Origin of the sequence: uncultured Sunxiuqinia sp. (assembly GCF_947495665.1) — a bacterium.
GTDB lineage: Bacteria > Bacteroidota > Bacteroidia > Bacteroidales > Prolixibacteraceae > Sunxiuqinia > Sunxiuqinia rutila.
Genome location: NZ_CANLZV010000026.1, coordinates 1 through 14,511, shown reverse-complemented (window position 1 = coordinate 14,511; position 14,511 = coordinate 1). Strand labels below are relative to the sequence as shown.

The following is a 14,511-nucleotide window of genomic DNA, read 5'->3' as shown; positions in this document are numbered from 1 at the left end:
CTAAAACAGACCGTATGCCAAGCAAAACAACTGGTTTTTTAGTCCTATTCGCCTTGTTTTTCTCCTGCCAATCCAAACAATCCGTAATTGATCAATCGACCGTCAAGCAGTTGGATTTGGATCGCTACCTGGGAACCTGGTACGAAATTGCACGCTTTCAGCATTCGTTTGAAAAAGACCTGGTGGGCGTTACCGCCACCTACTCGCTGCGCGACGACGGCAAAATTAAGGTCGTCAATGCCGGTTATAAAAATACATTGGATGGCCCCTACAAAGAAGCTGTGGGTAAAGCCAAAATTCCGAATCCGGATGAGCCCGGTCAATTGAAAGTGGCCTTTTTCCTGTTTTTTTATGCGGCATACAATGTGCTGGAGCTGGACGAGGATTACCAGTACGCCTTAATTGGAAGTTCCACACCCGACTATTTGTGGATTTTAAGCCGTACCCCACAGCTGGATGAGAAAACCTACCAACAATTGGTTGATAAGGCGGCTGCGCGAGGCTACGACACCAGCAAGTTGTTCAAAGTACCACAAAAACAACCGGCTAAACCGTCCGAAAGTTGATCCGGCTTCCTGAAAAAACCGTTAACAGGCGCAACCTTTACCGGCAAGGACAAACAAGCCTAAGCATCGCAAACGAAAATTACTTAACTTTGGAAAAACGCTCTAAAAAACTAAAATCATGAGATCAGGCCTCATCTACACGCTCATCTTGCTTTTCGCATTTTCATTCGGAAGCCAGGCACAGGAAACCGATTCAACCCGGGTAAACCCGAAGAAGCTGGTTTACAAGCTTAACATCATGCAGAACATTATGCCGGCCACTTGGCGCCAAACCAAACAAGCCTTTCAGGAGGCCGACAGTTTGAAGGCGGATTTGTTTCTGATCCACATGAATACCTACGGAGGAACGGTGATTGACGCCGACTCCATTCGTACCAAAATACTCAACAGCCCCATTCCGGTATACGTTTTTATTGACAACAATGCCGCCAGTGCCGGGGCCCTGATCTCCATTGCCTGCGACAGTATTTTCATGCGTCGGGGCGGCTCCATTGGAGCGGCCACCGTGGTTAATCAAACCGGGCAACAAATGCCGGACAAATACCAGTCGTACATGCGCTCGACCATGCGGGCCACAGCCGAAGCGCATGGTGGCGACACCATTATCAGCGGACAAGACACGACTTTTCGCTGGTTCCGAGATCCTCAAATTGCCGAAGCCATGGTGGATGAACGTGTTTACATTCCTGGCATCATCGATACGGGCAAAGTACTCACCTTTACCCCCAGCGAAGCCATGAAACACGGCTATTGCCAGGGAATTGCCAACAGTGTTCCGGAAGTTCTGGAAATGGCCGGAGTAAAAGATTATGAACTGGTGGAATACCGCCCTACGTTCCTCGAGAAAATCATTGGTTTCCTGGTTAACCCGATGGTTTCCGGCTTACTCATAATGGCCATTTTAGGCGGTATTTATTTTGAAATGCAAACGCCGGGCATCGGTTTCCCACTGATAATAGCCCTGGCCGCAGCCTTTGCCTATTTCGCCCCACTCTACCTCGAAGGATTGGCGGCCAACTGGGAAATCATGATTTTCATCGTCGGACTTATTCTGATTGCGCTCGAAATCTTTGTCATTCCCGGCTTTGGCGTGGCCGGACTACTCGGAATTACACTGAGCTTCACCGGCCTGGTGTTGAGCCTGATTGACAACATCAACTTTGATTTTGACGGCGTACATCCGGACAAAATCCTGACGGCCCTCACCACAGTTATTGTGGCCTTGTTCGGCGGGTTTATGCTCAGTCTGGTCATCAGTAAGAAGTTGTTTACCGCCAACTCGGGAGCTTTTAAAAACCTGTCGCTGCATTCAACCCAGGAAAAAGAGCAGGGATTTGTGGGCGTTGACACCAGCTTTATTCATTTGGTAGGAAAAACCGGAACAGCTTACACCGTTTTACGCCCTTCGGGGAAAGTGAAGATTGATGGTAAAATATACGATGCTGTTTCCAGCCTGGGCATGATTGACCGCGGCGATGAAGTTGTGGTCATCCGCACGGAATCGGCCCAGCTCTACGTTGAAAAAACATCTTAAAATATTGGTGGGAGTAGCATCAGTCAGACAAAAGCCGATACTGCTCCCACTTTTCTTTCCTCCAGCCTGCCCCCCCAACAAGCACAACACTTCCACAAAAATAAATAGCTGGATACCTTAAACTTTTTAGCTGCTGAACTCCTTTTAAAACCGAAACAATTCTAATTTTGTTTTTACTATAAAGCGAGGACACGTGATGATTGATTTTATAATAAACTACCTGAATGAAGTTATTTATTTACTGAACGAGATGGCTCCCTGGCTGATTCTGGGCCTGCTGTTTGCCGGCTTGTTAAAAGTATTCTTTCCGGAAGAGAAAGTTACCCGTTACATGGGTCAATCAAACACCAAGTCAGCGGTCAATGCGTCGTTACTGGGGATTCCGATGCCCCTGTGTTCCTGCGGAGTGATTCCAACAGGCATCTCCTTTTTTCGAAACGGAGCTTCCAAAGGAGCCACCAACTCCTTCCTGATTTCGACACCCCAAACCGGCGTTGATTCCATCTTTGCCACCTACTCCATGCTGGGATGGCCCTTTGCCCTTTTGCGCCCCATCGTAGCTTTTGTAACCGGCATTGTTGGTGGAATTTTAACCAACTGGCTGGTGAAAGATAAACCTGCCGCCCCTAAAAACCCCTTTGCCGGCTTTAAGCTCGACACCGAAGCAATGGGCAAAAAAGGCGGATCGGCCAGTGGTGCCAGCTGTCAGGATGAAGCCTGTGGCTGCCATGAGCAACCGGCTCGTCAGGGAAATACCTTTATGCGAGCCACTCACTACGCCTTTATCGAATTACTTCAGGACATTGCCAAATGGCTGATCATCGGCTTTTTGCTTGCTGCGCTGATTTCCGTGGTTCTTCCCGACGACTTTTTCAGTCGCTTTCAGGGCTGGGGCATCCTGGAAATCCTCATTATTCTGGCCGCCTCTATTCCGCTGTATGTGTGTGCCACCGGCTCCATCCCCATTGCTGCCGTATTGCTTATGAAAGGCGTTTCGCCGGGAGCCGCACTGGTTTTCCTGATGGCCGGACCGGCAACCAATGTGGCCACCATGACCGTAATTGGCAACACCATGGGACGCAAATCGCTGTTTGTTTACCTGGGAACCATTATTGGCGGCGCAGTTTTGTTTGGACTGCTCACCAACTGGCTCATCCCATCAGACTTGATCCTAAGCCATATCGTGCATATTCATGAACATGGTGAGCATGAAATGCTGCCTGAATGGCTGCAGGTTTCCTCTTCGGTTTTATTGGTTGGCTCATTGATTTTTGGTTATTTTTACGAGCGTTTTGAGAAAGGCAAAAAAGTTCCACAGGTAAATATGACAAGACTAAAGGTAGAGGGCATGACTTGTTCGCATTGCGAAGCCAGCGTGACCCGCAACCTGTTGAAGCTGGAAGGTGTGGACGAAGTTTTTGCCAATAAAAACACATCAGAAGTTCAGGTCAAAGGAACAAAAATCAACCTGGACGAGATTGAAAAGATCATTAACGAAATTGGTTACCAATACAAAGGAGAAATTTAATGTCTATTCTTCAGCTAGCACTTACTAGTTTAAGCAGTTTTCCGCTGCTGGCAACGGCCTTTTTGGGCTATCAGCTTTTACGCAACGGGCAAGGCGCTATGGGTACACCCAGCATTAACAGCTGGCTTTTTTACCCTGCCAAGTTCACCGCAGGCTTCTTACTGTTTATTTTACTGCCAGCCAGTTTTTCATCCTCGTTTTTCAGCTATTTCCCCTGGCTTATTCAAAACGAAATTCCGGAGGTTCAGCAATTGCTTGCCCTGATTTTCCTACTGGCAGGTAACTTACTGCTTATTCCGGCTTATTATACCATGAGCATTTTTACGCGCGTGGGGCTGCCCACCAAAGACCATGCTTTGCAAACCAGTGGCATTTACCGCATCAGCCGGAATCCGATGTACACCAGTTTCTTTTTCTTTTTCACCGCCTGCTTTTTGCTTGTGCCAAGCATCGGTGTAGCTGTCTTTAGCCTGTTTTCGCTGTTCGCTCACCATTTAATCATCCTTAGTGAGGAAAAATACATGGCTTCCAGTTTTACCAGCGACTACCAACAGTACTATAAACAAACAGCCCGTTACCTCTGATTGAAACGCTTCACAGTTTGCAGCTTTCCGGGCTGACCGGATTAGCTGTTGGCTGATTGCCTTTCGCTCAAAAGAGAACGAGCTGTTCACTTCCAAAGGAATATTCTCCTAAGATCCTATTGCTTCAAAAGATAGCTGCGAAAATCCTCAAAGTCTTTGCTCATGGCAACCGACAGTTTTTCGCGCTTCATAAATTCTTCCAGTTTTTCGGGCAGACGAACTTTTCCTTTACCGATAATTTGCTCAACGGTTTCGGTAAACTTGGCCGGATGCGCTGTTTCCAGGAACACTCCCACTTCGCCATCCAGCAAATCTTCTTCCAAAGCTTTATAGCCCGTTGCTCCATGCGGATCGGTCAGGTACCCGTATTTGTGGTAAACCTCACTCAGCACTTCCCGAATTTGCTCGTTTGAATAGCGGTAGCCATGCATTTCAGCCTGAATAGCCGCATGCGAATGATCATACAAATCCAGGATTCGCGCAAAGTTACTGGGATCACCCACATCCATGGCATTCGCAATGGTTGCAACAGATTCCCGTGGCTCGTATTTTCCGCTCTTCAAATAAGAATAGACAATGTCGTTTTCATTGTTGGCTGCCACAAAGCGCTTGATGGGCAAACCCATTTTTTTGGCAAACAAACCAGCTGTCAGGTTCCCAAAGTTGCCACTGGGTACCGAAACCACCAGTTCTTCCGTCATGCCTCGTTGCCGCATGCGCGCATAAGCATTGAAGTAGTAAAAGGCCTGTGGCAGAAAACGCGCGACATTGATCGAATTGGCCGATGTTAGTGTCAGGCTGTTTTTCAGTTGCTCATCCAGAAAGGCCGTCTTGACCAGGCGCTGGCAATCATCAAAATTTCCTTCAACTTCAAGGGCGGTAATGTTTTGCCCCAAAGTGGTAAATTGTTTTTCCTGAATATCGCTTACCAAGCCTTTGGGATACAACACATATACATGAATGCCGGGAACGCCCAAGAAGCCATTGGCAACAGCACTTCCGGTATCTCCTGAAGTCGCCACCAGTACATTCACCTTCTCTTGCTTGTCTTTTAAGAAATAAGCCAGCAAACGGGCCATAAACCGACCACCCACATCTTTAAACGCCAATGTTGGGCCATGCCACAGCTCCAGCGAATAGATGTTATCATTGACATGCACCACCGGGCAGTCAAAGTTGAGGGTATCATCAACCAGGGCTTTCAGGTCAGCTTCCGGAATATCTTCGCCAAAAAATTTCTTGGCCACTTCAAACGAGATCTCCTGAAACGTCAGGTGGTGAATCGTTTCAAAAAAAGATGTTGGAAACGGCTCAATCCGCTCGGGCATAAATAGCCCTTTATCATCGGCAAGCCCTTTAACCACTGCGTCTTTCAGGGATACTTCTGAAATGGTTTTATTGGTACTGTAATAATTCATTATTGTTAGATGTTAGACACCAGACATTCGATTTTAATTTTTTTTGATTCCCAGAACTTGAAACCTGGAACCTGGAACTTGAAACTAAGAAGCTGCTTACCTGTTTTGCTGCAGTAAAGCCCGCATAAATTCAGCACCACGAAGCAAGCCATAACTTCCGGCTTTTACACTAAACTCATCATAGGTTTCCACCTGATCGCCTTCAACTCCCGGTTTGTAAATTAGAAATGGCACCGGATCTTTGGTATGCACTGTTGTGGCACAAGGCGTAGGATGATCGGGTAAAACAGCAATGGTTACCGGCTCTTCCATCTTGGCGGTTTCTTCCATCAGGTATTTCACCACCCGTTGATCCAGGTACTCAATTGTTTTCGTTTTCAGCTCCACATCACCTTCGTGTCCGGCTTCGTCACTGGCTTCAATATGCAGGTACACCAAATCATGGTCAGCCAAGGCATCAATCGTTGCCCGGGCTTTTCCTTCGTAATTGGTGTCGTACAAACCCGTGGCCCCTTCAACCTGAATGACCTCCATGCCGGCGTACACGCCAATGCCCTGAATGAGGTCGACTGCGGAAATTACCGCCGACTTTTGAATGCCAAACAAATCGTTTAAGGTTGGCATTTGAGGTTTGTAGCCCGGAGACCAAGGCCAGATGCTTGTTGCCATTTCCTTCCCTGCCGCTTTTAGTTTTTGATTGACGGGATGGTCTGGTAAAATTTCCATCGACCGGGCAATAAGCTGATTCAGCAATTCGGCTGTTTCCTCAGCCTGCTCGTTGGTGGCTTTTATCAAATGTTTTTTGAAAGGTTGCCCCGGAACATCATGTGGTGGCGTACAGTCCATTTGTTTCTTTCCACCTTTAATGACCAACACGTGCCGGTACGACACACCTTTGTGAAAAATGATTCGTTCCGAGCCTAGCTTTTCATTCAGAAAATCGATCAATTCGTGAGCTTCTTCACTTGAAATATGTCCGGCCGAATGGTTCTTGATCTTTTCGTTTTCTACGGTCAGCATGTTACAGCGCAAGGCCAGATCGCCTTCTTCGAGCTGCACTCCCATGCTTGCCGCTTCCAAAGTTCCGCGCCCCTCATAAACGCTGGGCACGTCATAGCCCAGCACCGACAGGTTCGCAATCTCACTTCCCGGGTGCATGTGCTCCGGAACGGTAATCAATTGTCCGCAGCATGCGCGCTTGGCCAGTTGGTCAATCATTGGGGTTTTGGCCAGCTGCAATGGAGTTTTCCCACCATAGTCAGCCAATGGCTCATCGGCCATCCCATCGCCTAAAACAATAATGTACTTCATAACCAAACTGGTATTTAGATATTGGAAACCCGGATAATATCGGCAAAAACACCGGCAGCAGTTACCTCGGCACCAGCTCCGTATCCTTTAATAATCATCGGAAACTCATGGTAACGTTCTGTTGTAAACATCACCAGGTTGTTACTGCCCTGCAGGTCGTAGAACGGATGGCCCATCCCAATCTCCTGCAAGCCGACTTCCGCCTGTCCGTTTTCATATTTAGCCACAAAGCGCCAGCATTTATTTTCGGCTTCAAGTACCTTGCGACGCTCTTCAAAGTCTGCATCCAGACCGGCAATGCCCGTCCAGAAGTCGTCCATGCTTCCGGCAAAAAATTCATCCGGAATGAACTTATTAATGGTAACATCATCCTTGTCAATCCGGTAGCCCGACTCACGAACCAGAATCAGCAGCTTACGAACCACATCAATCCCACTGAGGTCAATTCTCGGATCAGGCTCTGAGTAGCCTTCTTCTTTGGCCATCCGAATGGTTTGACTCATTGGAATATCAGCCGAAATGGTATTGAAGATGAAGTTCAGTGTTCCGGAAAGAACGGCTTCAATTTTTTGTATTTTATCACCGGCATTCACCAAATCATTCAAGGTATTTATAATTGGCAAGCCGGCACCAACGTTGGTTTCAAACAAAAATTTAATGCCTTTTTGCTTGGCTATTTTTTTCAGCTTTAAGTAGTTATCATACTCCGAAGAGGCAGCAACCTTGTTAGCCGTAACAATGGAAACGTTGGCATTCAACAGGTCGGCGTACAAATCGGCAGCATCATTGGATGCCGTACAATCCACAAAAACCGAGTTGTAAATATTCATGTCAACCACGGCTTGCTTGTAAGCTTCCAAGCCTGAAGTTTGTCCATCGGCATCCAGACGTTCTTTAAATGACTCGATGTCAATCCCATCACGGTCAAGCAACATCTTTTTGGAGTTGGCTACTCCCACCAACTTCAACCTCAGGTGTTTTTCCTTCAGCAACTTCTCCTGTTGCTGCTGAATCTGTTTCAGCAAGTTTCCTCCTACCAGGCCGATGCCCAGCATAAAAATATTTACTTCAACATTTTCAGACAGGAAGAACGATTCGTGCACCACATTCAGCGTTTTACGCAAATCAGAATCTTTCACCACCCAGGAAATATTAAGCTCTGAGGCGCCCTGCGCAATGGCAATAATGTTGATCCCGTTCTTTCCGATGGTATGAAACAGTTTCCCGGCAATGCCTGTGGTGTGTTTCATATTTTCGCCCACAATGGCCACAATCGAAAGATCGCTTTCCACTTCTACATTGCTGATTTGCTCCGCGGCAATCTCACGCTCAAATTCAATTTTGATGGCTTCCTCGGCCAATTCAGCCTTGAAAGTATCCACCGCAAAAGAGATGGAGTTTTCGGACGAGGCCTGCGAAATCAAAATAACATTGATGTTTTCGCGTGCCAAAGCGCCAAACAAACGCATGGAGATACCGGCAACACCCACCATTCCCAAGCCCTGCACGGTAAGCAAGCTGATGTTGGAAATGGAAGAAATACCTTTAATCGGCCGATCCTTGCCATTGGCCTGGCTTTCGCGGATGAGTGAACCTTCAGCCTCTGGCTTTAAGGTGTTTTTTATCTGAACCGGAATTCCTTTTTGGTAAACCGGCAGAATTGTTGGCGGATAAATGACTTTCGCCCCAAAATGCGACAGCTCCATTGCTTCGGAATAACTCAGCGACTCAATGGTGTAGGCTTTCCGAATCACACGCGGATCGGCGGTCATGAAGCCATCCACATCGGTCCATATTTCCAGCACTTTTGCATTCAGTGCAGCGGCAAAAATGGAAGCGGTATAATCCGAGCCACCGCGTCCAAGGGTTGTGTACTCGTTGGCGCTGTTCGAAGCCACAAAGCCCGGCGCCACACAAACACCTGAAAAATCTTTTAAGGCAGCCTGTATGCCACTATTGGTCAACTTAAAGTCAACCATGGCACGGCCAAACGCACTATCGGTTTTTATCAGCTGGGAAGAATCAACCCACTGGGCATCATCAATAAACTGGCTGATAATGTAAGAAGACAATCGTTCGCCAAAACCGCCTATTTTATCCATCGTTTTGGGCGTCAACTCGCCAATCAGGTAAACGCCGCGGACAACTTTAGACAATTCATCGAGCAACTTGCTCACTTCCTCTTTAACTTCTTCTTTTTGGTCACCAGAAAATAAAGCTTCGACAACTTCTTCGTGTCTTTCCGTAATTTCGGTAAGTTCCGTGTTGAAATATTCCGTTCCCATGACGGCCATTTTCGCTGCGTTCAATATCTTGTCAGTAATTCCGCCTAAAGCAGAAACCACGACGATCACATCGTCCTGCTGACCTTTTACAATCGACTTCACCCTTCGGATGTTTTCAGCACTTCCAACGGAAGTACCTCCAAATTTCAACACTTTCATACCTTTATCTTGATAATTTGCTATTCTATTCCTGATTCTAACCGTTTGTGATTAGCACAAAAAAAAATCCGGATGAAGCAGTTTTCGCCTCATCCAGACCTGACTGCAGTATATGCTATTTTTTTAAACTTCTGCAGCAGCCGTAGTTACTGCTTCAAAAATTTTGGTCTCTAATTCATGAGCCAGTTCCTGGTTGTCGCGCAAGATATTTTTCACCGACTCACGTCCTTGGCCAAGCTTGGATTCACCATAGCTGAACCATGATCCACTTTTCTTAATGATGTTGTAGTTCACGCCTAAGTCAATAATCTCACCAACTTTCGAGATTCCTTCGCCATACATGATATCGAACTCTGCTTTGCGGAACGGAGGTGCCACTTTGTTTTTGACCACCTTCACACGTGTGTGGTTACCGATCGCATCTTCGCCATCTTTAATCTGTCCAATCCGACGGATATCCAACCGAACCGAAGCGTAAAACTTCAGCGCATTACCACCGGTTGTCGTTTCCGGGTTACCGAACATGACTCCAATTTTTTCACGCAATTGGTTAATGAAGATACAGCAGGTTTTGGTGCGGTTAATGTTTGCCGTAAGCTTACGCAAAGCCTGCGACATCAAACGCGCCTGTAAACCCATTTTGGAATCCCCCATTTCACCTTCAATTTCCGCTTTCGGAGTCAAAGCTGCCACCGAGTCAATCACAACAATGTCAATAGCTCCCGAACGTATCAGGTTATCGGCAATTTCCAAAGCCTGCTCGCCATTGTCCGGTTGCGAAATCAACAGTTCATCGGTGTCAACGCCCAGTTTTTGAGCATAGTAAGGATCAAAAGCATGCTCCGCATCAATGATTGCAGCAATGCCGCCTGCCTTTTGGGCCTCAGCAATAGCGTGGATGGCCAGGGTTGTTTTACCCGACGATTCCGGGCCATAAATTTCAATGATCCGACCTTTAGGAAATCCACCAACTCCCAAAGCAATGTCCAGTCCGATTGATCCGGAGGAAATTGCCGGAACATCTTCAACGACCCGTTCGCCCATCTTCATGATTGAACCTTTGCCGTAACTTTTTTCAATTTTATCCATTGTAAGCTGAAGTGCTTTCAGCTTTTCCTTATTCACATTTGAATCTTCTTTTGCCATGCTATTCTAAGTCTAACGCTTTGATTATTTGATTTGTGTGATCTTTTGTTTTTACTTTCTGAAAAACTTCTTCTACAATTCCCTGCTCGTCAATGACGTAGGTTGTGCGAAGTACGCCCATGTATTTCCGTCCATACATATTCTTCTCGCCCCAAACACCATAGGCCTGCAGAATCTCCTTCTCTGTGTCTGCAATTAGGTTAAATTTAAAACCAAATTTATCGGCAAATTTCTTGTGCGATTCTACCCCATCCGGGCTAACTCCAACCACCTCGTAGCCTTTGGCAATCCAGGCATCGTAGTTATCATTCAAATTACAGGATTCAGCCGTACAGCCGGGAGTATTATCTTTAGGATAGAAGTATAAGATTAATTTTTTCCCTTTAAAGTCCGATAATGAAATTGTTTCATTGTTTTGATTAAGCCCCTTGAAATCAGGAGCCGCATCACCTTTTTGCAACAGTCCCATACTTTTTTTTTATTTAATTAGACAAATATACTTGAATTAATGATAAATATCAGATTAATTTCGCGTGAAAAGCTAACAAAAACTAAACAGTTAAAGAAAAATTAGCTTTCAACTATTTTTGTAATTTTATATCGAAAACGATTTAACAAATATGCGCCAAGACATGATATCATTTTTGAAAACAACTGCCTTTCTTTTATTGTTTGTGCTTAACCCCGGTTTATTCGAAAAAACGGTTCATGCCCAAAATGACCCCGAACAACAAGCCAAAAACCTGGTTGAAAACGGGCAATATGCGGAAGCCATTCCATATTTTGAGGATTTGGTTCATCTTTATCCTCAAGACAAAATGTTAAACTACTATTTAGGCATTTGCCTGGTTGAAACCGAACAACTCAACCAACAGGCTCAAACCGCATTGGAAACTTCCCTTGGTGAAGAAACGCCCGTAATGAGTCTTTACTACCTGGCACAATGCTACCATGCGAAAGGCAATTTTTCGGAGGCGATGAATTACTACAACCAGTTTGACGATAATGCTCGTAGAAAGGAAAAGAAAAACACCAAACTGGAAGAGTTGAAAGCCTTATGTGAACAAGAAATCAATCCATTTTCAACACCTGAAGAAGAGGACGAAGCGGAACAAACAGAACCAACAACACCGATTGAGGAAGTTGTCGAGTTGCAACCCGAAGAAGTGGAAATCCCGGCAGGACTTGAAGACAGCCTGATTCATTTCCAGGTCAACTCTACGATAAAATACCTAAAAATTGACCAGTTCAACAGTGCTAGCTCGCTCCAGGCATTTGTTCGCGGCTGGCAAGCAGAGCAGGAGTTGCACAATTTGACTGAGGAAGCCAACCTGCTTCGTGCAAAATACAACTCAGCCTTTGCCGGCGAAAAAGAAGAAATTGCAAACGCCATCCTCGCCCTCGAAAAGGAAAGCTACACCAAAAGCCAGCTGATTAACCAAAATTATACTCAGGCACGTTTGGGTGAAAAGGATTACTGGGCTCAAGCCAGCCCCGAGACCCGTCACGCCTTTAGCGAAAAGATACAGGCCATGGAGGACAGCATTATTCAAGCAAAAGAAGCCAAACGACTGGAAAAGCTGGAAGCTCAGAAACCACTTGTACTTCCGGATAGCCTGGTTCAAAATTTAACTCCGGAAGAACCGGCAGCTGTCAGCACCGGAGTTGTGTACAAAATTCAGATTGGCGCCTACAGCCGTACCCCTCCCGAGTGGGTACAACGCTTGTTCAAAAAGCTATCGGTTATCCGTCGTATTGATCAATACACCGATGAAAATGGTGTTACCGTTTACACTGTTGGCGAGCTAAAGTCCTATCAGGATGCCCTGCAAATGCAATCACAGGTGCGTACCGAAGGAGTTAGCGATGCATTTATTGCAGCCTACAAAGATGGAGAGCGCATCCCTCTGAAAGAAGCCCGCCAAATAACCGGCGAATAAAATCGAAAATCAGACTGCAAATCAACTGAATCTGTATTACTTTTATAGGAGTAAATAATACCAAGTCATGAAAGCGGAAGAGAAAATTGAGAAACAAACCAACAAGGATGAAAAGGAAAAGATAAAGAACGAACGCCTTCTCGTTCTTCATAACGATGATCATCATAGCTTTGATTATGTGATTGATGCCTTGATGAATGTATGCGAACACGATCCCGAACAGGCTACACAATGCACGCTTATTACACATTATAAGGGGAAATGTGATGTCAAGAAAGGAAGTTTTACTTATCTTAGTCCAATGAAGAAGGCCTTGGTGGAGCGAAAATTAAAAGCAACCATTGATTAAGCAAAAATAAATGACCATACTAATTATTTTGTTTCTCATTTTTCTGGGAATCCTACTCCTACTTTTGGAATTTGTTGTTATTCCCGGAATCACCATCGCCGGAATTGGCGGAGTCATTTTACTCGGAGCCAGTGTTTATTTGGCCTTTGACGCTTACGGAGTCGTAGCCGGAATTTTAACCCTCGCTTTCGTTATCATTGCTGTTCCCATCATCGTATATCGCTTGTTTCAATCCCGGTCCGGGCAGCGCTTATTGCTGAATTCGGAAATTGACGGGCATGTGGATAAAATTGATGAGCTACAAATCAAGGTTGGAGACGAAGGGATTACCCTTGGACGGTTGGCCCCTACTGGCCGGGTTAAAATCAACAACCTCAACATGGAAGCTAAATCAGCCACCGGTTTTGTCGACCAAAATGTAAAAATTAAAGTCATTGAAGTATATAAAACACAAGTACTCGTTGAACCAATAAATCAAGAATAATGGAATATTTTGGAACTTTCGGATTAGTTGTCGGGATTTTTGTCCTGCTTATAATCATTCTTTATTTTATCCCAATCGGACTCTGGTTTTCAGCCTTAGTCTCAGGTGTTCGTATTTCACTCATGCAACTCTTCCTGATGCGTTTCAGGAAAGTGCCACCATCAGTTATCGTTCGCGCACTGATTGAAGGAACCAAAGCCGGCATAAAGTTGGATCGCGACAAACTGGAAGCCCACTACCTGGCTGGCGGAAAGGTGGACATGGTTGTTCACGCCTTGGTTTCAGCCGAAAAGGCAAACATCGACTTAACCTTCAACATGGCCACAGCCATCGACTTGGCCGGGCGTGATGTATTTGAAGCTGTACAAATGTCGGTTAACCCCAAGGTAATTGATACCCCTCCGGTAGCTGCCGTAGCGAAAGACGGAATTCAGCTCATCGCTAAAGCACGGGTTACGGTTCGTGCCAACATCAAGCAACTGGTTGGAGGTGCTGGTGAAGATACGATCCTGGCTCGTGTAGGTGAAGGAATCGTTTCCTCGATAGGTTCTTCCCATACCCACAAGGCCGTATTGGAAAACCCCGACTCAATTTCAAAAGTTGTACTGAACAAAGGGCTTGATGCCGGTACCGCATTTGAAATTCTATCCATTGATATTGCCGATATTGACATTGGTAAAAACATAGGTGCCGGACTGCAAATTGACCAAGCCGATGCCGATAAAAACATTGCCCAGGCCAAAGCCGAAGAGCGCCGTGCCATGGCCGTTGCCTTGGAGCAGGAAATGATTGCCAAGGCTCAGGAAATGCGTGCTAAAGTAATTGAAGCTGAAGCGCAAGTTCCACTGGCCATATCAGAAGCTTTCCGTTCCGGAAACCTAGGCATCATGGATTACATGAAGTACAAAAACATTATGGCAGACACCTCCATGCGTGACTCCATTGCCGGCGACGAAAAAAGCAAAGGCAGAAAAAAATAAGCATTAAATACCTGTAAAAAAATAGGTTGACTCATTCGAGTCAGCCTATTTTTTTGTTCTTGAATAATCCAATAATAAAAAAATGTTCTTCAGCATGTTTTTTAACATTGGCTTAACACATATCCAGCTTTCTCGATATATCTTTGTCGCAGATTTTATTTCATAAGTTTAGGTTTGATTAGTTTTATTGGTTTAGTTAGGTTAGAAAAGGGTAGATAGAGATCTAC

The 14,511-nt window shown here is 45.6% G+C and carries 13 protein-coding genes; 8 read left to right on the top strand and 5 right to left on the bottom strand.

Features of this window, described 5'->3' with window-relative positions; genetic code table 11:
- Positions 1-14: 14 nt before the first annotated feature.
- The 4 genes from Q1A18_RS18565 (at position 15) to Q1A18_RS18550 (ending at position 4,212) form a co-directional block, all read left to right on the top strand.
- A complete protein-coding gene (locus tag Q1A18_RS18565) occupies positions 15-566 on the top strand; it encodes a lipocalin family protein (RefSeq protein ID WP_299584488.1) in 552 nt (183 codons plus the stop codon).
- 118 nt (positions 567-684) lie between these two features.
- Positions 685-2,100, top strand: coding sequence for an NfeD family protein (locus tag Q1A18_RS18560; protein ID WP_299584484.1), 1,416 nt, complete (start codon positions 685-687; stop codon positions 2,098-2,100).
- Between the two features lie 196 nt (positions 2,101-2,296).
- The gene (locus Q1A18_RS18555; protein ID WP_299584482.1) at positions 2,297-3,628 is read left to right on the top strand and encodes an SO_0444 family Cu/Zn efflux transporter; all 1,332 of its coding nucleotides are present in this window, start codon (positions 2,297-2,299) and stop codon (positions 3,626-3,628) included.
- Complete coding sequence (locus tag Q1A18_RS18550; RefSeq protein ID WP_299584479.1) at positions 3,628-4,212, top strand: methyltransferase; 585 nt, start codon at positions 3,628-3,630, stop codon at positions 4,210-4,212. Before Q1A18_RS18555 ends, Q1A18_RS18550 begins: the two co-directional genes overlap by 1 nt.
- Before the next feature lie 116 nt (positions 4,213-4,328).
- On the opposite strand, the gene thrC is transcribed toward Q1A18_RS18550, so the two are convergent.
- The 5 genes from thrC to bcp form a co-directional block, all read right to left on the bottom strand.
- Positions 4,329-5,630 carry a threonine synthase gene (gene thrC / locus Q1A18_RS18545; protein WP_299584476.1) on the bottom strand — a complete coding sequence of 434 codons (1,302 nt, stop codon included), beginning with the start codon at positions 5,628-5,630 and terminating at the stop codon, positions 4,329-4,331.
- 96 nt (positions 5,631-5,726) lie between these two features.
- Complete coding sequence (locus Q1A18_RS18540) at positions 5,727-6,941, bottom strand: cofactor-independent phosphoglycerate mutase (RefSeq protein WP_299584472.1); 1,215 nt, start codon at positions 6,939-6,941, stop codon at positions 5,727-5,729.
- A gap of 14 nt (positions 6,942-6,955) precedes the next feature.
- Entirely contained in the window at positions 6,956-9,385 is a 2,430-nt protein-coding gene (thrA, locus tag Q1A18_RS18535) for a bifunctional aspartate kinase/homoserine dehydrogenase I (protein WP_299584469.1), read from the bottom strand.
- A gap of 123 nt (positions 9,386-9,508) precedes the next feature.
- Entirely contained in the window at positions 9,509-10,531 is a 1,023-nt protein-coding gene (gene recA / locus Q1A18_RS18530) for a recombinase RecA (protein ID WP_299584466.1), read from the bottom strand.
- A 1-nt stretch (position 10,532) separates the two neighbouring features.
- The gene (gene bcp / locus Q1A18_RS18525) at positions 10,533-11,000 is read right to left on the bottom strand and encodes a thioredoxin-dependent thiol peroxidase (protein ID WP_299584420.1); all 468 of its coding nucleotides are present in this window, start codon (positions 10,998-11,000) and stop codon (positions 10,533-10,535) included.
- Positions 11,001-11,163: 163 nt separating this feature from the next.
- Here bcp and Q1A18_RS18520 point away from each other — a divergent pair, with 163 nt between their 5' ends.
- The 4 genes from Q1A18_RS18520 to floA all read left to right on the top strand — a co-directional run bounded on the left by Q1A18_RS18520 (position 11,164) and on the right by floA (position 14,284).
- On the top strand, positions 11,164-12,471 hold the full coding sequence (locus Q1A18_RS18520) for a tetratricopeptide repeat protein (RefSeq protein ID WP_299584417.1): 1,308 nt from the start codon (positions 11,164-11,166) through the stop codon (positions 12,469-12,471).
- Between the two features lie 67 nt (positions 12,472-12,538).
- Positions 12,539-12,820 carry an ATP-dependent Clp protease adaptor ClpS gene (locus Q1A18_RS18515; protein ID WP_299584414.1) on the top strand — a complete coding sequence of 94 codons (282 nt, stop codon included), beginning with the start codon at positions 12,539-12,541 and terminating at the stop codon, positions 12,818-12,820.
- Positions 12,821-12,830: 10 nt separating this feature from the next.
- Positions 12,831-13,304, top strand: coding sequence for an NfeD family protein (locus tag Q1A18_RS18510; RefSeq protein WP_299584411.1), 474 nt, complete (start codon positions 12,831-12,833; stop codon positions 13,302-13,304).
- Entirely contained in the window at positions 13,304-14,284 is a 981-nt protein-coding gene (gene floA, locus Q1A18_RS18505) for a flotillin-like protein FloA (RefSeq protein ID WP_299584408.1), read from the top strand. Before Q1A18_RS18510 ends, floA begins: the two co-directional genes overlap by 1 nt.
- Positions 14,285-14,511: the final 227 nt, after the last annotated feature.

Bases quoted from the DNA above. Each gene is read 5' to 3' on its own strand.
- thrA (WP_299584469.1), bottom strand. From the start codon at position 9,385: ATGAAAGTGTTGAAATTTGGAGGTACTTCCGTTGGAAGTGCTGAAAAC.
- Q1A18_RS18515 (WP_299584414.1), top strand. From the start codon at position 12,539: ATGAAAGCGGAAGAGAAAATTGAGAAACAAACCAACAAGGATGAAAAG.
- thrC (WP_299584476.1), bottom strand. From the start codon at position 5,630: ATGAATTATTACAGTACCAATAAAACCATTTCAGAAGTATCCCTGAAA.
- Q1A18_RS18555 (WP_299584482.1), top strand. From the start codon at position 2,297: ATGATTGATTTTATAATAAACTACCTGAATGAAGTTATTTATTTACTG.
- Q1A18_RS18565 (WP_299584488.1), top strand. From the start codon at position 15: ATGCCAAGCAAAACAACTGGTTTTTTAGTCCTATTCGCCTTGTTTTTC.
- bcp (WP_299584420.1), bottom strand. From the start codon at position 11,000: ATGGGACTGTTGCAAAAAGGTGATGCGGCTCCTGATTTCAAGGGGCTT.
- Q1A18_RS18550 (WP_299584479.1), top strand. From the start codon at position 3,628: ATGTCTATTCTTCAGCTAGCACTTACTAGTTTAAGCAGTTTTCCGCTG.
- Q1A18_RS18540 (WP_299584472.1), bottom strand. From the start codon at position 6,941: ATGAAGTACATTATTGTTTTAGGCGATGGGATGGCCGATGAGCCATTG.
- recA (WP_299584466.1), bottom strand. From the start codon at position 10,531: ATGGCAAAAGAAGATTCAAATGTGAATAAGGAAAAGCTGAAAGCACTT.
- floA (WP_299584408.1), top strand. From the start codon at position 13,304: ATGGAATATTTTGGAACTTTCGGATTAGTTGTCGGGATTTTTGTCCTG.
- Q1A18_RS18520 (WP_299584417.1), top strand. From the start codon at position 11,164: ATGATATCATTTTTGAAAACAACTGCCTTTCTTTTATTGTTTGTGCTT.
- Q1A18_RS18560 (WP_299584484.1), top strand. From the start codon at position 685: ATGAGATCAGGCCTCATCTACACGCTCATCTTGCTTTTCGCATTTTCA.
- Q1A18_RS18510 (WP_299584411.1), top strand. From the start codon at position 12,831: ATGACCATACTAATTATTTTGTTTCTCATTTTTCTGGGAATCCTACTC.